Origin of the sequence: Kitasatospora atroaurantiaca (assembly GCF_007828955.1) — a bacterium.
Taxonomy (GTDB): domain Bacteria; phylum Actinomycetota; class Actinomycetes; order Streptomycetales; family Streptomycetaceae; genus Kitasatospora; species Kitasatospora atroaurantiaca.
On the sequence record NZ_VIVR01000001.1, the window covers coordinates 582,403 to 599,345 of the forward strand.

The following is a 16,943-nucleotide window of genomic DNA, read 5'->3' on the forward strand; positions in this document are numbered from 1 at the left end:
CAGTTCAGCAGAACACCGTCAGAGGCTGCCCAGCACCGGGACGAAACGATCTCCGGCTACGAAAATCTTGCCAGAGCCACTCCCCGACCACTCAGCCGCGAGCTGACCCGTTGCCGTATCGCATATGCGATACGGCAACGGGTCAGGTGAGGTTGTCTCAGTGGTGGTAGGCGTGGACGACCGCATGCCCCCGGCCACGTGCGATCAGCCAGCGGTTGACCGGCACGGTCACCGTGAAGGCGATGACCAGTGAGGCCGCGAGGGAGATCCAGAACAGTGCCTGGGTCAGCCCAGCGTCCAGCGCGCCCGGGACGGCGACCATGAAGGCGTTGTCGACGATCTCCATGACGACGATGGAGACGGTGTCCGCCGCCAGGGCGACCTTGAACGCCTGACGCGGGTCGAGGCCGACCCGCAGGACGCCGCGCATGGTCAACCCGTATCCGAAGACGAGGCCAACGCGATGGACAGCACGACGGTGGCCCCGTTGTGCAGACCGAGCGCGGTCCCGATGACCATGCCGAGGATCTCACCGATCGCGCATCCGGTCAGGCAGTGCAGGGTCGCCTGCGCGGCGGTGCGCCAACCGCTGTCGGCCCCGTGGGCCGCGTGGTCGCCGTGGTGGTGCTCGTGCCGGCTGTGCTCATGTCCGGCGTGCTGGTCCATGGTGCCCTCCCGCGCTTGTCTCCGTGGTTGCTCAACCCAGTCAACACTATACCCCTGGGGGGTATTCCGCTCATCCGTCCGGGGCGGAGCCCGGGACACGCTGCAGGACGGGGCTTGACCCCGGATGTTGGACACCAGACACACTCGGACCTTGATGAGTCTGGGTGGACAGGAGTCCTGCACAGATGGTGATGAAGCACTGCCCGCCGGAGTTCAAGGCGGACGCGGTCGCGCTGTACGAGTCGCGTCCTGGATCGACGATCAAGTCGGTCGCCGACGACCTCGGAAATAGACCCGGAGACCCTGCGGAACTGGATCCGGGCGGCCGGCAAGCGCACGCCCCGGGCCGGCCCGGATCGCCAGCCTGCGACTGCGGCGACCACGCCGCGCCACCGCCGCGGTCAGCACCAAGTACGTCGGCGACATCACCTACCTGTCCGTCGGCTCCGGCAGCTTCCTCTACCTGGCGACCGTCATCGACTTGGCATCCAGGCGCCTGGCCGGCTGGGCGCCGGCCGACCACACGCGCGCCGACCTGGTCATCGACGCCCTGCACGCGGCGAACGCACCCGCACCAGCCTGACCGGAGCCGTCCTGCACACCGACCACGGAAGTCAATACACCAGCCTCGCGCGTTCACCGACGCCTGCCGGCGAGCAGGTGTCCGCCAGTCCATGGGCGCGGCGGCAGCAGCGCGGACAACGCAGCGGCCGAGAGCTTCAACGCCACTCTCAAACGGGAGTTGCTGCAAGGACGCAGAGGCTGGACCACGAGCGCGAGGCCCGTCTGGCGGTCTTCCGCTGGGCACACCGCTACAACACCGTCCGACGCCACTCCAGCCTCGGACACCGCAGCCCCATCGCCTACGAGACGGCACTCAGCACAACATCAACTACCCTGACCAAAGCCGCATCGCCCGTGTCCAACATCCGGGGTCAAGGCCCACGAACGATCAGAAGCCAGCCCGGTCCCGGTCAGGCAATACCAATCTGCATTGCCACATCCGGGAATTGTGATGAACGCCCTTATCGGGCGCGGCCCCACGGGCGCACCGGCATCAAGGCAGGCGCATGGGGACGGGGCCTTCAGGGGGCCTGATCCCAGCGAAAGGCCCGGTCAGCCCGCCGCCCCGGCCCGGCGCCGGCAGAGAAGGCAGTACTACTTCGCTGGTTGATTCGAGTGGGGCGCTGACCTTGGGTCAACATGAGCCGGAGCGAGCCCCGGGCCCACTCATCGCGGGCCAGGCGGCCGGGCCGGGAGCCGCGTCAGTTCCTCGGGCTGAGCCGTCGCCGGACGTCGAGGGTGAGCTGGAGGCCGTCCAGGACGCTCTCCGGTGCAATCCGCGACGTGGCGTTTCCTGCCAGGCAGGCCAGCACATGGTCGATAACGGTCGCGTACGGGGCGCGATCGGGCAGGTCGATGGTGCGCCGGCCGACGTCGGTGTACTCGACGAGGATGGTACGGCCCGGGCCCTCGGCGCCGCCCGTGAAGTGTGTCTCCAGCACGCCGTCGGCGAAGGCCAGGCGTGCGCCGCCGCCCATCCCATAGGGCCCGGGCATGAGGGCGGAGGCGCTGCACCGCACGATCGGCCCCCCGGGGTAGTCGAGGAGCACATGAGCGGCCGAGCCGCGCCGTTCGCCCTCGACGCCGAGGGCCGTGACGGACGCTGGGAGGCCGACGGCGATGGCCACGAGGTCCAGGTCGGTGTGCATCGCATCCATGGCCAGGGAGGCCAGGTGCAGGTCGTAGCCCGGCCACAGCAGCGCGGTGCGGGTGTCGATCTCCCAGGTGCGCAGCGGTCCGTACGTCCTGTCGGCGATGGCCTTGAGCACGTACTCGTTGACGGGACTGAAACGGGCGAACATATCGACGAACACCTGCCGTCCACAGGCGCGCTGGGCCTCGACGATTCGCCGGGCATCCTCCATCGAGCCGGCCAGCGGCAGCTCGCACAGCACGTCCTTGCCCGCCTCCAGTGCCCGTACCGCCTGCTCGGCGTGGAGCGGCGTGGGCAGACAGACGTCGATCAGTGCAAGGTCCGGGTCGCCGTGGACGGCATCGAGGTCGGTGGTCGTCTCGAAGCCGAACTCCTCCCGGAAAGCGGCGAGTTTCGCCGGGGTCCGGCCGAAGACAACGACCTTCTCCACGTCGGGCCGGGCGGCATAGACCGCGGCGTGCGCGCGGCCGAAGCCCGTGCCCAGCAGACCGATCCTCATGATGAAGCTCCCTGTTCAGGCTATGGAACCACTCGAGTTCGAGTCTCCCGGCTGACGGATCGTGAGTGATCCGACCGTAGTCGTCGCGGTCGGGTCGCGGTCCCTTTCTCTCACCACCACCGGCCCGCACCCCGGAGGCTCACGGGGTCGCTCACACAGACGGACAACGCTTGCTTCCTGCTCTCCTCACCTCGACGCATGGGGTCTCGCCGTTGACAACCCGTCCGGGAGACGGCGCGCGGCGGCGGCGCTCCACCGGAACGCCTGAGGTTCACAGACAGCGACGGGATGACCACCAGGGAACGTGCGCGACGGGAGGAAACGGATCAGGGACGGGACCAGGTCCCGCCCCGGACTGCAGCAGGCGCCAGTACTCCGCCTCGCTATCGAGTCTGCGCTTACGTCCCCGCCTCGCCATCAACACACCCATCATGATCAAGGAGTGTTGCGACAAGCATGAGAACCCAAGAGTCCAGGGGTCAGTTTTCACGAGTCGGCGACACACCTGGATGCGCAGCCTCCATCCCGCCGTGTGATCACGACGCCGAACAGGCCGTTTGGCTTGGTCTCGAGGGCCCGCCGCCGCGCGCGTACGGTGGATGTATGGCCGGACGGGTAGCCGGTGGCAGGCACTGCCGGCTGCCACTTCGGGTGACCGCACGCCGCGATGCGGTGTTCTGCTCCCATCCAGGAGGGAAAGGCCATGCCCGAGCACAGGATCGGCACGCAGGAGGAATTCGAGGCGGCCCGAGAGGAGCTGCTTGCGGAGGAGAAGAAGCTCACCCGACGAAATGACGAGCTCGCGCGGAAGCGGCGGGAGCTTCCCTGGGTGCCGGTCGAGAAGGACTACAGCTTCGAGACCGAGGGCGGGACCAAGTCGCTCGCGGACCTCTTCGACGGGCGCTCGCAGCTGCTTGTGTACCACTTCATGTTCGGCCCGCCGTACGAGGCCGGATGCCCGGTCTGCTCCTCGATCGCGGACACCCTCAGCCCCAACGCGGTCCACCTGAAAGCCCGCGACGTGACGCTGATCTGCTCCTCGCGGGCGCCGGTCGACAAGCTCCTCGCCTACCGGGAGCGGATGGGCTGGCGCTTCGACTGGGTCTCCACCGTCGGCAGCGACTTCCACCGCGACCTCGGCTTCCATTACACCGAGGAGGAGCTGGGGCCGTTCCTCGAGGGTGACATCCCGCCGACCGTGCGTCAGATGGCGGAGGCCTGCGGCACCGACGTGCTCGGGTACGTCACCGAGGGGCCCGGGCTGAGCGCCTACGCGCTCTCGAACGGCACCGTCTACCGGACGTACGTCAGCACTGCGCGCGGCCTTGAGCCTGCCATGGCCTACTACGGCCTCCTCGACCGGACGCCGATGGGCCGACATGAGGACGGCGAGGAGACCCACTGGCTGCGCCGCCACGACGAGTACGGGAAAACCTGAGGATTCGACCGACTTGGGCAGATCCCGCATTGTGATGGCTGCCCCTGCACCAGGCGACGCCGACGCCGTGCCAGGGATCGGATGGCCCGTCCCCTCATACGCCGCCGAGTGATCACAGGTTCGCCGCACCTCCAGGCACCACGCCCCAGGTCCGGCAGACCCACCTGGAACGCACCGTACGCCACCTCGCTGCGGAAGGACGCGATGCGGAGGACCCGGCGCGCGGCGCGGCGACGTACGTCGTCAAGACCGGCCGCCGCAGGATGACCGGCAGCCAGGAGGATGCTCACCGACAGCGCCCTCGACCTCGACCTCGCAGCCGCCCGCTCCATCACGCCCGTGTGACACCACCTCACCCCGCTCATTCGAGCGGAAATGTTCCACCGTGTCAGGACCACTTGCACGCCCGGTCGGGACGGACCAACCGCGAGCCAGAATTTCCGCACTGCGCTCCGGCCCGCAGGTGACGCTTCAGGATGTCAAGCTGCGACCTCGTAGCCGTCATCACCGCCCACGAACACAGCTGAACTCACCACATGGGACGGGGTCTTACTCAGTGGCCCGGCTCAGCTACCGGGTTCTGGGCTCGATGCTTCAGGAGCATCGCGTCCGTGGAATACGGTCCCCATCAATCGGCCATCTCGCCTGCGACGGCCCGGCACGGCTGGAAATCAGCCAACTGCGGGCACGTGGCCGCCGTGCGAAACGGGACACCACCGCCGGCCGGTGGCTGCTGCACGGCGAGGAAGCCACGTTCCGCCTCGGCACGCGGACAGGGTCGCCTGGCGCTGGGGCTGCTCGAGGACGAGCACGACGGCACTCCCCGCCGTACCGGCCCTAACGCTGCGGCCGGTACGGAAACCGCCCTGAGTGGGTGTGGCGCGGGTCAGTAATAGATGTCACATTTCGTCACGCTGTGCTTGTCGTTGAGGTCCCCGGTGGCGCCGGTGAACCCGATGAGGGCCGGGCTGGGCTGCTTCACCGCGACATTCTTGATGACCCACTCGTCGGCGTCCCCGACGTCCGAGCCGCTCCTGCTGCCCCTCGAAAAGGTCACCGCTGTTTGCGACCAGGAGGCGACTGGGCGCACGGTGCAGGTCATCAGCGACGGCATCAACGACGCCCCCGCGCTGGTCGCTGCCCACACCGGCATCGCCATGGGCCGCGCTGGCTGCGGCGGCTGCGGCGGCGGCGAGGGCGATCACGCCGAGGACGACGGCGGTGACCGGAGGGCCGGCGCCGGCGGCGAGCCGGCCAGCGAGGGGATACTACCGCCGACATCACCACTTGCGACGCCGAGCCGTACAGGTGACCGGCCAGGCTCTCGAACGACATTTGTCCGCGTCCAGCACAGAAAGCGACCGGTCCCGCGCATCGCCGCGTCGGTGGGCTCAAGGTGACAATCGGCTGTCGGCGCGGCTTCGGTTAGGATCGCGCCGTGCCTGCCACCATCCCTCGCCCCCGTCTGGACGGCTTTCATCCGTCCGCCGCGAGGTGGTGGGGCTTGATTCCGGCACTCCTGGCGGTCCTCGCGGTGATGCTCTCGCATGGGCTGGACGGCGAGAACGCCGCCGGGCACTTCTCCGCCGCTGCTCACGCGGTGCCGTCCTCACCGCACCATGCCGCCGGGCACTCCCACCCCGCGCAGAGGGGTCGCCAACATGCTCAGCCGGAGTCGACGACGGTCTCACTGCCGCCGGATCGGCACGACGACGCCGGCCATGACCATTCCACGCATGCTTGTCTGACCGGCCACCCTCCACAGGGGCCGTCCATTCCCGGGCCGTGGCCCGCACCGGCCGCGCCGTACCCGTCGCCGCCCGCTGCCCTCATGGGAGCCGACATGGGCTGCCCGGCTTCGAGCGGGAATGCTCGCCTGACCGGGATCCAAGTCCTGCAGGTTTAGAAGCGCCCGCGCCCGGAGCCCTGGTCCGAGCTCGGCCCTTTCCCTGTTCTCGTGCGGCATCGCCGCACGGGCTGGGCCCCGTTCTGCCGTCCGCCTCTGCCTGCTCCGAGCGCATCCGGTCACCGCCCGCCACCCGGCGCGCGGGCGTCACCCGTACCTGCGCTTCCCAAGGCCTCCCATGACTGTCACCACCGCCCCCACCGAACGTGACCGCCGCTCCCGCGCGTCGGCACCGACCGGCGGCCGCGCAAGCGCCCGCAAGGCCCGTCGCGAACCCTCCCTGCTCGGCCGGTACCTCGGCTACGTCGGCTACTTCGTGGGCGCCGGACTGGTCAGCGGCGCCATCGTCCACCATCCCCTTGATCCCGCCCGCTACACGGTGATCGCTGCGGTGGGCGCGGCCCTCTTCCTCGTGGCCGCCCTGGCCTCCGAGCTCCAGCAGCCGGGCCGGCTCACCGCCGTCCGGCTACTGAACGTGCTCGGCACCTCGCTGGCACTCTCCTTCGGCGTCGGCATGCTCAGCGGCGGCATGCAGCACTTCGAGGACTTCCCCGACCGCGCCGCTGTCCTGATCCCGGCCGGGCTGCTCCTCTCCTTCGTCGCCTACACCCTCAAGGAGGCCCGCCGCCCCGTACGTCGGATCCTCGGCCCGCTCGGCCTGGCCATCCTCGTCCTCACAGTGGCGGGCTATGCCGGGCTGCGACAGGTCGCCGCCGGCATGCCGGCGGAGTCGGGCGGCCACCACCACGGCGCGCCGGCCGACGGCCACAGCGATGGGGAGGACGGTCACGACCATCAGCACGGGCAGGACTCCGCGCCTCCGAGCGGCGATCCGAGCGCCGCGCCCTCGGTGACACCGGCACCGCCCGGTGCGGCGTCCCAGAAGCCGGCCGCCGCTTCGGCGTCGCCCAGTGTCCCGCCGCACGGAAGCCCCGGCCACCATCACTGACAGCCCCTCACCGCACCCGGCACCGATGCGATGCCGGGGCTTTCGGGGCGTGGTACGCGCTCGCGCAGTGGGCGGAGCAGAAGCAGACGGTGCCCTCGGGGCCGCCGCGGTGTTCGGCGGCCGTCCCGGGGGTGATCGTCATGCCGCACACCGGGTCGACGACTGTGATCCCGGTTCGCCTGCCGGCGGTCCCGACGCCGCACTGGTCTGCTTCGCGCGCAGCCCCCACGCAACGATGACCGGGATCGCCAAGACCGCCGGCGTCGGCCGGGTCCCCCTCCAGGTTGTGCTCCGCTGTCGGGCCCGGCACCTGCAACCTCAGGCAACTGTCGGGACGAGCAGGACACAACATCAAGTGCCCGGCCACGTCCAGCTGTTGCCTACAGCCGAGCGGCGGAGCGCCGTTGCGCGCCGACACGTGAGCATGTTCGCGCCGGAAGCCTTGTGCACTACTAACACTACTAGTAGTTTCATGGCTCGCACCTGCTGGAGTCCCCGGCATCGATGCGACACGCCGCACTCCAGTGGAACGGCCAGTCACGTCCGCGACGGCGAACCGAGCAGGCAATCCCAGCCGCGCCGAGCGGACGAGTGCACCACCCAGGGCCGTTGTGTGCTCCCATCCCCCCCGCTGAGGAGACCCCTCGTGCGCATCAAGCTGCTCGCCGCGGCCACCGCCGCCGTCCTCGCTCCCCTCGCATTCAGCTCCCCCGCCGCGGCCAGCCACTCCTGGGGCGGCTACCACTGGGCCCGCACCTCCAACCCCTTCACCCTCAAGCTCGGCGACAACCTGAGCTCCAACTGGAAGAGCTACCTGGCCACCGCCTCCAGCGACTGGAGCAAGTCCTCCGTCATGGACACCACGGTGGTCGCCGGCCAGTCCAACAAGCGCTGCGCCGCTACCACCGGCCGGGTCGAGGTCTGCAACAGCACCTACGGCAACAACGGCTGGCTGGGCATCGCGTCGATCTCGGTGACCGGCGGGACCCACATAACCCAGGGCACGGTCAAGCTCAACGACACGTACTTCAACACCGCGAAGTACAACACGCCGTCGTGGCGGCTGATGGTCACCTGTCAGGAGGTCGGGCACACCTTCGGTCTGGACCACCAGGACGAGAACTTCGACAACCCGAACCTCGGCACCTGCATGGACTACACCAGCAACCCCGACTCGACGCCCAACAACCTGCACCCCAACCAGCACGACTACGACGAGCTGGCGACGATCTACGCGCACCTGGACTCGACCACCACGGTCGGTCTGGCCGCGCCGCAGACGGCGTCCGGCTTCGAGGTCGACGACTCCCCCGCGAGCTGGGGGCGCGGGGTGTCGCACTCGAAGGGGGCCGACACCTACGTCCGGGACCTCGGCCACGGCGACAAGATGATCACCTTCGTGGTGTGGGCGCGCTGACGCCCGCCGACCACCAGCCGAGGTGGCGGGCCGCGGCCGGCCACCTCGGTGCCCTGGTGGTCCCCCCATCCACCACTGCCGGGCCTGCCTCTCGCCGTGAGTCCAGCGTGGTTGCTGACGACGACGTCTTCGGCAAGGAAGATCACAGGATGGTCAGGACAGAGCCGCGCTCCCCAATGGCCGAGCAGAAGTCGCCGCACCGGCAGGCGCCGTCCCCCGTGCTGCCTGCGCCGCCCGTGCCGGGTCCTGCCCTGCGGCTTGTACACCGAGAGCGCCGTCGCCACGAGGAGCACCAGCAGGGCGGCGCCCGACTGGACCACCAGCTGGACCCTCAGCCCATGGAGATCGGAACGGAACAGCCCCGGCCTCGCCGCCACGGCCGCGATGTAGCCGATCGGCTGCATGTGCACCAGCAGGACGACGGTGGACAGGCCGGTGATCAGGAGCTTCACCACAACCCAGTAGTACCGGAGAAGGCCCCACGTGGTGCCGAGTGACGAGATCACCCCGGTCATCAGGGATGCGAAGCACAGCGGGACGATGACGTACCAGCCGGTCAGCCCCATCACGAGATAGGCGGCCCGCACCAGCTCGGTGTCACGGCTCGTCAGACCCGCGACGGCGAGGGCCAGGAAGACGGCGACCGCGCCGAGCCAGCCCACCGAGGTCGTCACGTGGGCGGTGAGCACGAGCTTGCGCCCGCGCGGCGACATGGCCATCAGTGGTGGCCTGCCATGCCGCCACCGGCGAGGTGCACGATGACGAACACCACGACCAGGGCGATGGCGGTGATCGCGAAGACGCTCACCCACCGCGGTCTGCTCGCCGCCGGGGCGCGGCCGGATGCGGCGGCACTGGCGCCGTCCGAGTGGAGCAGGTCAGGCGCGTGCGGGTCCTTCGGATTCGTCATGGCGGCAACTTTTACGAGACACTCTGTCTCTGTCAAGTCCAAGGTGTCACGCCGGCGTCGCCGCGTATATTGGGGTGATGCCGAAGCTGTGGAACGACACGATCGAGGCGCACCGCAACACCGTGCGTGAGGCGACCCTTGACGCCACCGCGGCGCTGGTGGCCGAGCACGGGCTGCTGTCGGTGACGATGTCGCGGATCGCCCAGGAGACCGGCATCGGACGGGCAACGCTCTACAAGTACTTCCCCGACGTCGAGGCGATCCTGATCGCCTGGCACGAGCGCCAGGTCACCAGCCATCTCGCACAGCTGACCACGGCCCGGGACCAGGCCGGCAGCGCCGAAGAGCGGATCCAGGCCGTCCTGGAGGCCTACGCGCTCATCGTCCATGAACGGCACGGGCACCACGGAAGCAACATCGCCGCGCTCCTGCACCAGGGCGAACACGTCGCGCGGGCGCACCAGCAGCTCACCGGCCTCGTCCGGGATCTCCTGAGTGAGGGCGCCAAGGCCGGTGTCCTCCGGGACGACGTCATGCCCGACGAGCTCGCCAACTACTGCCTCCATGCCCTCAGTGCAGCCGGCAGCCTGCCGTCCAAAGCCGCGGTCCGAAGGCTCGTCACGGTCACCCTGGCAGGACTGCACCCCCGCGCCGCGACCACCGGCCCGTCACGCCGGGACGGCGACGCCAGGGTGCCGGAGCCGCCCGCGCACCAACGGCATCACCAGCACGGCGCCCATTGATCACAGAGGCGACAAACGGTCGGCGGTCGTCGCCAAAACGCGGAAGGTCGTCGGATCCGGACCGGAATTTCGGTGGGCTGGGTCCACCCGGGGTGGAGCCTTGGGATCCATCCGCAGACCCGAGGCGCCGAGCCCGTGCCTCGTGCTCAACTGCCTTGTGTGATCCGAACCTTGCCGCGTCTGCTGGCCGCCCCGGACAGCAAGCCGGTCCCGCTTCCCAGCACAGCTGACGTCCTCCGAGCCCTCGCCAGAGAACTGGCGCCCGGACGCCGCCCATGGACACCGGAGACGGCTTCGTTCATCGCCGGCCAGTTCGACGGGCTCGCCGCCGCTTGGGACGCCACCCGCGCCACTGGCCGCGACGACCCGCTACGCGACGCGCCGGCCCCGCGGGGGGCCGCTTCCGGTCGGGCCGTGTCTGGAGGTGGGCTGCAGCACCGGACATGACACACCCCTCCTGGCCACCATGTTTCCCACGGTGGTCAGCGTCGATCTCTCGGAGCAGATGCTCCGTCAGGCCGCCGGACGCTCACCGACCCGAATCCAGGCCGACGCCAGCCACCTTCCCCTCGCCAACGCCTCGGTGGCCGCAGTCGCTGCCGTCGACATGCTGCTCTTCCCGGCCGAGACGGCTCGCGTCCTGCGGCCCGACGGCGTCCTGCCGTGGATCAACCAGCTCGCTGCAGACGGGCCTTTGCATCTGCCCGCCGCCGCGGTGGCCGGCGCCCTGCCCGGAACCTGGGAGGGCATCGAGTCCGAGGCCGGCTGGGGAACCTGGGTCGTCCTGCGGCGCTCATCCTGGCCAGAGGTTGCCGGCGCCCCTCCGCGTGATCGCCGCCGCACACTGCCGTGGCCAGGACCGTCGGCGCCCGCCGAGGCCGTCGACGCCTCGCGGCTCCAGGCCCTCTTCCACGTCCAACACCCCGCGCCCCGGGCCTGAGCGACGCTCCGGTCGAGACCGAGTCAGCCATGAGCTGACCCGTCGCCATATCACACATGCGATACGGCAACGGGTCAGACACCCCATGACGTTTGAGGTCAAGCGGCGTGGAGGTGTGCGTGGTGGGACCAGGCGGTCGCTTCGTCGTAGTGGGTGCGGGTCTTGAGGCATCCGTGGAGGATGCCGACGAGCCGGTTGCCGACCTGGCGGAGGGCGGGGTTGTAGCCGACCTCGCGAGCGCGCTGCTTGTCGTAGTAGCGACGGGCACCGGGCGAGGCGCGCAGGGCGGAGAACGCCTGGCGCTGGAGGGCGTCGGCGAGCCGGTTGTTGCGGACGTAGCGGGCCTGGACGGTGTGGCTCTTGCCGGAGGCCCGTGTGACCGGGCTGGTGCCGGCGTAGTTCTTGCGGGCCTTGGCGGAGGTGTAGCGGGTGGGGTCGTCCCCGAACTCGGCGAGCACCCGGGCACCGGTGATCTCTCCGATACCGGGCATGGAGAGGTAGATCTCAGCGTCCGGGTGCGCGAGAAAATGCGCCCTCACCTGCTCTTCCATCGCGGCTATCTGCTCGTTGAGGGCGATCAGGAGCCGGGCGTGGGCAGTGGTGGCGGCCGCGTAGGCGGCCGTGACCGGCTCGGGCAGCTCCAGCTGCTTCTCGCGCAGTGCGGCCTGGATGGCGCCGGCCTTCTGGTCCCGGTTGTGCCGGCGGGCGCGGGCGAGGACAGCGGAGATCTGGGTGCGGGTCAGCTTCGCCGCCGTCTGTGGTGTGGGTGCTTTGATCAGCAGTTCCAGTGCGTCGGTGCTGGTCAGTTCCAGGGACGCGTAGGCGGCCAGGGCGGCGGGGAAGTACTCGCGCAGCGTGCTGCGGAGCCGCTGGAAGGTGCGGGTGCGTTCCCAGATCAGGGTCTGGTGGGCGCGGGTGACGACCTTGACAGCCTGGGCCTGGTCGCTGTCGCCGGCGATGGGTCGTAGCTGGTCGCGGTCGATGCGGACCATGTCGGCCAGGGCATGGGCGTCGCCCTTGTCGCTCTTTGCTCCGGAGGTGCCGTACCGCTCCTTGAAGCGGGCGACCTGCCGGGGGTTGATCGCGTAGACCTGGTAGCCGGCGGCGAGCAGGGCCTGCACCCACGTGCCCCGGTCCGTCTCGATACCGACGACCACATCGGCCGGATCGGGGTCCTCGCCCGCGTGCTTGGCCACGAGTTCGTGGAGCTTGGCCATGCCTTCCGCGCCCTCTGGCAGCCTCGCGGTCGCCAGCCTGCGGCCGTCCGGGGCCTGAACCTCGACGTCGTGATGGTCCTCGGCCCAGTCGTCGCCGATCAGCAGCAAGTCTTCCTCCCCTGGTCAGGTACTCCACTGGCGTGCAGCCCGCGGAAGACACGGCACGCGGCCTAATGGATCCAGTGCTCACGCTCATCTCGGCGGGCACGCCACCCCATCAGCGGTCATGGCCTTCCGGCCGACCAGCAGGGGCACGGTCTGACCCCAGAACTCGCAATGGCTCCGGCGAAGAGAGTGCTCACCTGCTGGCGCTGCGGCACCGAGTCTCTACGACTCAGCAAGTCCCATTAGGCGAGGCTGCTCAGTGGTGGTACGCATGGACGACCGCATGCCCCCGGCCACGTGCGATCAGCCAGCGGTTGACCGGCACGGTCACCGTGAAGGCGATGACCAGTGAGGCCGCGAGGGAGATCCAGAACAGGGCCTGGGTCAGCCCCGCATCCAGCGCACCCGGGACGGCGACCATGAAGGCGTTGTCGACAATCTCCATGACGACGATGGAGACGGTGTCCGCCGCCAGGGCGACCTTGAACGCCTGACGCGGGTCGAGGCCGACCCGCAGGACGCCGCGCATGGTCAACCCGTATCCGAAGACGAAAGCCAGCGCAATGGACAGCACGACGGTGGCCCCGTTGTGCAGACCGAGCGCGGTCCCGATGACCATGCCGAGGATCTCACCGATCGCGCATCCGGTCAGGCAGTGCAGGGTCGCCTGCGCGGCGGTGCGCCAACCGCTGTCGCCCCCGGGGGCCGCGTGACTGCTGTGGTGGTGCTCGTGCCGGCTGTGCTCATGTCCGCCGTGCTGGTCCATGGTGCCCTCCCCGTGCGCGTCTCCGTGGTTGCTCACCCGTTCCAACTCAGTACCCCCGGGGGGTATTCCCCACCTGCCGGGGCCCGGGGTACGCAGCCTGTGCCGGTGCCGGACCACCGCGTCGGGTCAGACGCTTCGTCGGCGCCGGCCTCATCCGTGGCGCCATCGTTCGCCACCTACTGGACCCCGACCGCTACACCGTGATCGACGCGGCCGGTGCAGTCCTCTTCCTCACCGCCGCCTGTTCTCCGAACTGGAGCACGCCGGACGACCGAGCGCCCCGCCTCCTGGATGTCCCATCGCAACCGTCTGACCTGCGTCGTTCCCTCCATTTTCGTGTCGGACCCTCGGAAGGGAACCTCAGATGCCGCTGCCGCCGCCATGACCCCAGTGCCTACGTCGGGGCTGCGGCGTGGGGGTGGGGGTCGGCGTGGGGGTGGCGGTCGGGGTGAGGGCAGGCGTGGGCGTGGGCGTGGGCGTGGGGGTGGAGGAAGGCGCGGGCGTGGACGTGGGCGTGGAGGCCGGCGTCGGCGCGGAGGGCATGATGAGGGTGGTGACCGAGTACGGGGGCAGGGTCACTTGTGTCTGGCCGTCCGTGATGCCGGCGGTGCTCTTGGTCGGACTGGCGAACGGGGCGTTGGGGTTGGTCTGCCATACGTCGGCCGTACCCGAGGTGAGGCCCGTGGTCTGGATGACCGCGGTCCGGGTGGCACTCGGATCCTTGTTGATCAGCACGACGTTGCCCGGCCCCGAGGAGGCGTAGACCTCCACGTTCGGCAGTGACGTCGAGGCCTGCACCAGCGACGGGCCGAACGGCCGGAACATTGATCCGCCGGAGAACATCAGCGTGCCCCAGTAGATCGGCATGGGGTCGTTGACCTGCATGCCGAAGTGCGTGGCATCGGCGGACTTCTCGAAGGTCTCGCCGAGGGCACCGTTCTGGTCCGCGTACTGGTGACCGATGCCGCCTGCGCGGGTGATGTGGCCGAGCACTGAGGCGCCCCACACGGTGTCGACGGCTTGGTAGAAGCGGTCGTCGCCCTGATAGGCGCCGGGGTAGCCGTCTGCTGTACGCCAGGACCAGTTGTACTCACCGACCTGGATACCGATCTGGCCCGCGCGGGCGGGAACGGTGGCGTTGATCATGTTGCGGATCTGGGTGATCTCGTCCTCGTAACTCACCGTCTGGGACAGTGCGGTGGCGTTGTCGAGGAAGGTGCTGCCCATCGCGTAGTGGTGGTAGTCGACAATGTCCACGGAGTTGCCTGCGCAGTTCAGGAAGCTCTGGAGATCAGATGCGTTGAAGTACGACCACGCGGGCCCGGCGACCTTGATCGTAGGATCGACGGCTTTCATCGCGGAGACAGTGCTGTTGAACAGCTGGCAATAGGTGCCGATGCTCATGCCGGCGTTGTTCGGCTCATTGCCGATCACCCAGTAGCCGACCGGCTTCCCTTCCGATTTGAAGTGGTTCACCATGTTCGCGCCGTCCGACGGGGTGAAGTTGTCGTCACTTGACCCGCCAAGGACGATCTTCGGGGTGCCGCCGGAAGCAACGATGCTGTCCACCCACTGGTCGCCTGAGATGTTCGTCGGGCCGCCGCCGGCCGAGGAGATGATAGTGCCGCCGTTCCACTGCAGCGGCACCCGGTAGGTGGACAGGCCCAAGCTTTTCAGCTTGGTGCGCTGTTTCGCGGCGGCAACGACGCTGCCGCCGCTCTGACCGTAGGTGGAAATGGTTCCCGAGAAGGCGTTCGGATTGACTTGCCCGATGGCCGTGGAGAAATCGATGGTGACGTTGGATGCGGCAGCTGCGGCCGGCTGAATGGTGGCTTGGTATCCCATGACAGCCGTGGACAGCGTGGCGGCCAGTGCGAGCGCCTTAAGGGCACGGCGGTGTCCCATGATCATCTGATTTACCCTCTGGTAGTCGAATTCGGCGATGCCCCATCGACGGGGCGACGATTCCGGGTGCCGGTCTGCGGCTCGCGGTCCCCGGCAGGTGCTGACTATGTGGTGGTAGCGGTGCGTCCGCCCGGGCGCCAGGCGTTTTGGGCAATGCTCCGTTGGAAAGGTCCGCCTGGCGCGCTGCGTGCCGCCGGGCGGGGCGGGTTCGTCGAACTGTGTGACGGCCGATCCCGGGAATGGCCGTGGCGGATCTCGAGGGCCTTCGCGGCTGACAGCCGGGCCGCCTGCGCTGCCCTGCCGGGCACGCAAGAATCGCATGAGCGCGGCACGCCGGCAGTGCGGCATGGACCACCCCGCTGACGGCCGGCAACTGACGCTGCTTCAGGCGGATTTGAAGGTCGAGCGCTCATGGGGTCGCCCGCGGAAGACGGTTGCCGGCACCGCGCGGGTGCCGTACGGCTACGTCACCGCCGCCACTCCCGCCGTGACCACCGCCCTGCTCACCATCGTGCGCCACGGGCGGGCCGGCGGACCGGCCCGACGTCCGGACCACCAGGTGCACCACGCCGTACTGACCCGGGTCAGGCCGACGACCGCCCCGGCCCCGTGCTCGGACGTCGCAACACACCGACCGCATCTGCACCTCCGGACAGGCTCGGCTCGCTGCCGATCAGTACCAGTGATGGGTCTGCCAGAACGCCCAGGCGGCGTTGGGACTGCCGTAGCGGCTGTTCATGTAGTCCAGCGCCCACTTGATCTGGGTCACCGGGTTGTCGCGCCAGTCCGAGCCGGTCGAGGCCATCTTGGAGCCCGGCAGCGCCTGGGCCAGGCCGTAGGCGCCCGAGGACGGGTTGGTGGCGTGAACGTTCCAGCCGCTCTCGTGGCTGATGATCTGGCTGAACGAGGCGAACTGGTCGGCCGGAACGACGGAGGCAGCAAGGGCCTGGATCGAACCGGCGGAATAGCTGATCTGGGCGGCGGGCCTCGACGTCGGCACAGCGGGCTTCGCGGCAGGCGCTGCCGGGGCCGCCGGCTTCGCAGACGCCGGCGTGGCCGTGGCCGGAGCGGCTGCGGAGAGCACCAGCTTCTGACCCGGGAAGATCAGGTCGGGCCCCTTGGTCAGGGTGCTCCTGTTCAGCTCGTAGAGCTTCTGCCAGCCACCCTGCACGTGGTGGCCGACAGCGATCCTGGACAGGCAGTCACCGCTGGCCACGGTGTACGTCGCGGGAGCAGCCGCCTGCAGCGCAACCGGAGCGGTCTCCTGGGCCTGCGCCACGACAGGGGCGGGGGCGGCGGTCTGAACACTGGTGGCACGGGCGGGGGCCAGGGCGTGCGCGCTGGCGGCACCGGTGGCGATGACCGGCAGGGTGGCCCCCACACCGGTCACGGTGGCCGCGGCGACAAGGCGTTTGGCAGAGGTCTGACGGGGACGGCGATGACGACCGGTTCCGGACAGCATGAAGGAGTATTCCTCTCCCACGCCTACGAGGTGAGCTGTCGGGTTCGGGCTGGAGTTGCCCGGCCGCGCGGAGGCACGGCTTCACCCCTAGCCGCGAAGGCGCTGGGCGCGCTTGCGGCGACTTACCTGGGTCCCCCGCTCCTACCGTGGTGCGTTCTGTTGCGTCCAGACCTCTCCGGCGGCAGGACTCGGCGTTCCGGAGAAGTTGATTCCGCTTCTGGGCGGATGCCGGTGACCCTAGGCAGATGCGCGCTCGAATCACAACCCCGGGCCACCAGAGACACGCAAAACGCGCCACCTATG

General features: G+C 69.3%; 15 protein-coding genes, 1 pseudogene and 1 riboswitch. Of the genes and pseudogenes, 7 read left to right on the forward strand and 9 right to left on the reverse strand.

The genetic code is table 11. The annotated features are described in order from the left end of the window. Window positions 1–157: 157 nt before the first annotated feature. Window positions 158–666: pseudogene (locus FB465_RS02670) on the reverse strand (DUF4396 domain-containing protein). A 370-nt stretch (window positions 667–1,036) separates the two neighbouring features. Here FB465_RS02670 and FB465_RS37830 point away from each other — a divergent pair. After that, the gene (locus FB465_RS37830) at window positions 1,037–1,249 is read left to right on the forward strand and encodes a DDE-type integrase/transposase/recombinase (RefSeq protein WP_425461238.1); all 213 of its coding nucleotides are present in this window, start codon (window positions 1,037–1,039) and stop codon (window positions 1,247–1,249) included. A gap of 77 nt (window positions 1,250–1,326) precedes the next feature. Continuing rightward, complete coding sequence (locus FB465_RS37835) at window positions 1,327–1,764, forward strand: integrase core domain-containing protein (protein WP_425461118.1); 438 nt, start codon at window positions 1,327–1,329, stop codon at window positions 1,762–1,764. Window positions 1,765–1,931: 167 nt separating this feature from the next. Here FB465_RS37835 and FB465_RS02680 read toward each other — a convergent pair whose 3' ends face one another. Continuing rightward, window positions 1,932–2,882, reverse strand: coding sequence for a Gfo/Idh/MocA family protein (locus tag FB465_RS02680; RefSeq protein WP_145787251.1), 951 nt, complete (start codon window positions 2,880–2,882; stop codon window positions 1,932–1,934). 703 nt (window positions 2,883–3,585) lie between these two features. Between FB465_RS02680 and FB465_RS02685 the strand changes: the two genes are divergently transcribed. Beyond that, window positions 3,586–4,320 carry a DUF899 domain-containing protein gene (locus tag FB465_RS02685; protein WP_145787253.1) on the forward strand — a complete coding sequence of 245 codons (735 nt, stop codon included), beginning with the start codon at window positions 3,586–3,588 and terminating at the stop codon, window positions 4,318–4,320. 886 nt (window positions 4,321–5,206) lie between these two features. On the opposite strand, the gene FB465_RS35575 is transcribed toward FB465_RS02685, so the two are convergent. Beyond that, complete coding sequence (locus FB465_RS35575; RefSeq protein ID WP_170290480.1) at window positions 5,207–5,377, reverse strand: hypothetical protein; 171 nt, start codon at window positions 5,375–5,377, stop codon at window positions 5,207–5,209. Between the two features lie 1,027 nt (window positions 5,378–6,404). On the opposite strand from FB465_RS35575, the gene FB465_RS02695 reads away from it, so the two are divergent. Then, a complete protein-coding gene (locus FB465_RS02695) occupies window positions 6,405–7,175 on the forward strand; it encodes a hypothetical protein (RefSeq protein WP_145787257.1) in 771 nt (256 codons plus the stop codon). A 646-nt stretch (window positions 7,176–7,821) separates the two neighbouring features. Continuing rightward, window positions 7,822–8,592 (forward strand): zinc metalloprotease, encoded by a 771-nt coding sequence (locus FB465_RS02700; RefSeq protein WP_145787259.1) that lies wholly within the window; start codon window positions 7,822–7,824, stop codon window positions 8,590–8,592. Here the strand turns inward: FB465_RS02700 and FB465_RS36220 are convergent. Both FB465_RS36220 and FB465_RS02710 read right to left on the reverse strand, forming a co-directional pair. Then, window positions 8,532–9,311, reverse strand: a complete 780-nt coding sequence (locus FB465_RS36220; protein ID WP_211785708.1) for a hypothetical protein — start codon at window positions 9,309–9,311, stop codon at window positions 8,532–8,534. The genes FB465_RS02700 and FB465_RS36220 overlap by 61 nt on opposite strands. After that, the gene (locus tag FB465_RS02710; protein WP_145787260.1) at window positions 9,311–9,502 is read right to left on the reverse strand and encodes a hypothetical protein; all 192 of its coding nucleotides are present in this window, start codon (window positions 9,500–9,502) and stop codon (window positions 9,311–9,313) included. The genes FB465_RS36220 and FB465_RS02710 overlap by 1 nt, the downstream gene beginning before the upstream one ends. Before the next feature lie 77 nt (window positions 9,503–9,579). Here FB465_RS02710 and FB465_RS02715 point away from each other — a divergent pair, with 77 nt between their 5' ends. Together FB465_RS02715 and FB465_RS02720 are read left to right on the forward strand one after the other, a co-directional pair. Continuing rightward, window positions 9,580–10,245 carry a TetR/AcrR family transcriptional regulator gene (locus FB465_RS02715; protein ID WP_145787262.1) on the forward strand — a complete coding sequence of 222 codons (666 nt, stop codon included), beginning with the start codon at window positions 9,580–9,582 and terminating at the stop codon, window positions 10,243–10,245. 424 nt (window positions 10,246–10,669) lie between these two features. After that, on the forward strand, window positions 10,670–11,185 hold the full coding sequence (locus FB465_RS02720; RefSeq protein WP_281292320.1) for a class I SAM-dependent methyltransferase: 516 nt from the start codon (window positions 10,670–10,672) through the stop codon (window positions 11,183–11,185). A 98-nt stretch (window positions 11,186–11,283) separates the two neighbouring features. Here the strand turns inward: FB465_RS02720 and FB465_RS02725 are convergent, their stop codons facing one another. The 4 genes from FB465_RS02725 to FB465_RS37400 all read right to left on the reverse strand — a co-directional run bounded on the left by FB465_RS02725 (window position 11,284) and on the right by FB465_RS37400 (window position 16,559). Next, window positions 11,284–12,510 (reverse strand): IS110 family RNA-guided transposase, encoded by a 1,227-nt coding sequence (locus tag FB465_RS02725; RefSeq protein ID WP_145787266.1) that lies wholly within the window; start codon window positions 12,508–12,510, stop codon window positions 11,284–11,286. A gap of 253 nt (window positions 12,511–12,763) precedes the next feature. After that, window positions 12,764–13,273: a DUF4396 domain-containing protein gene (locus tag FB465_RS02730; protein WP_145797094.1), complete on the reverse strand. Its 510-nt coding sequence runs from the start codon at window positions 13,271–13,273 to the stop codon at window positions 12,764–12,766. A gap of 360 nt (window positions 13,274–13,633) precedes the next feature. Further along, a complete protein-coding gene (locus FB465_RS02735; protein WP_170290481.1) occupies window positions 13,634–15,184 on the reverse strand; it encodes a GH39 family glycosyl hydrolase in 1,551 nt (516 codons plus the stop codon). Window positions 15,185–15,851: 667 nt separating this feature from the next. Next, on the reverse strand, window positions 15,852–16,559 hold the full coding sequence (locus FB465_RS37400) for a LysM peptidoglycan-binding domain-containing protein (RefSeq protein ID WP_281292321.1): 708 nt from the start codon (window positions 16,557–16,559) through the stop codon (window positions 15,852–15,854). Window positions 16,560–16,645: 86 nt separating this feature from the next. Then, window positions 16,646–16,804, reverse strand: a riboswitch (cyclic di-AMP (ydaO/yuaA leader). Between the last annotated feature and the right edge of the window lie 139 nt (window positions 16,805–16,943).

Excerpts from the sequence above, each read along its gene's own strand:
- FB465_RS02680 (WP_145787251.1), bottom strand. The coding sequence starts at position 2,882 with ATGAGGATCGGTCTGCTGGGCACGGGCTTCGGCCGCGCGCACGCCGCG.
- FB465_RS02685 (WP_145787253.1), top strand. The coding sequence starts at position 3,586 with ATGCCCGAGCACAGGATCGGCACGCAGGAGGAATTCGAGGCGGCCCGA.
- FB465_RS02695 (WP_145787257.1), top strand. The coding sequence starts at position 6,405 with ATGACTGTCACCACCGCCCCCACCGAACGTGACCGCCGCTCCCGCGCG.
- FB465_RS36220 (WP_211785708.1), bottom strand. The coding sequence starts at position 9,311 with ATGGCCATGTCGCCGCGCGGGCGCAAGCTCGTGCTCACCGCCCACGTG.
- FB465_RS02710 (WP_145787260.1), bottom strand. The coding sequence starts at position 9,502 with ATGACGAATCCGAAGGACCCGCACGCGCCTGACCTGCTCCACTCGGAC.
- FB465_RS02715 (WP_145787262.1), top strand. The coding sequence starts at position 9,580 with ATGCCGAAGCTGTGGAACGACACGATCGAGGCGCACCGCAACACCGTG.
- FB465_RS02730 (WP_145797094.1), bottom strand. The coding sequence starts at position 13,273 with ATGGACCAGCACGGCGGACATGAGCACAGCCGGCACGAGCACCACCAC.
- FB465_RS02735 (WP_170290481.1), bottom strand. The coding sequence starts at position 15,184 with ATGATCATGGGACACCGCCGTGCCCTTAAGGCGCTCGCACTGGCCGCC.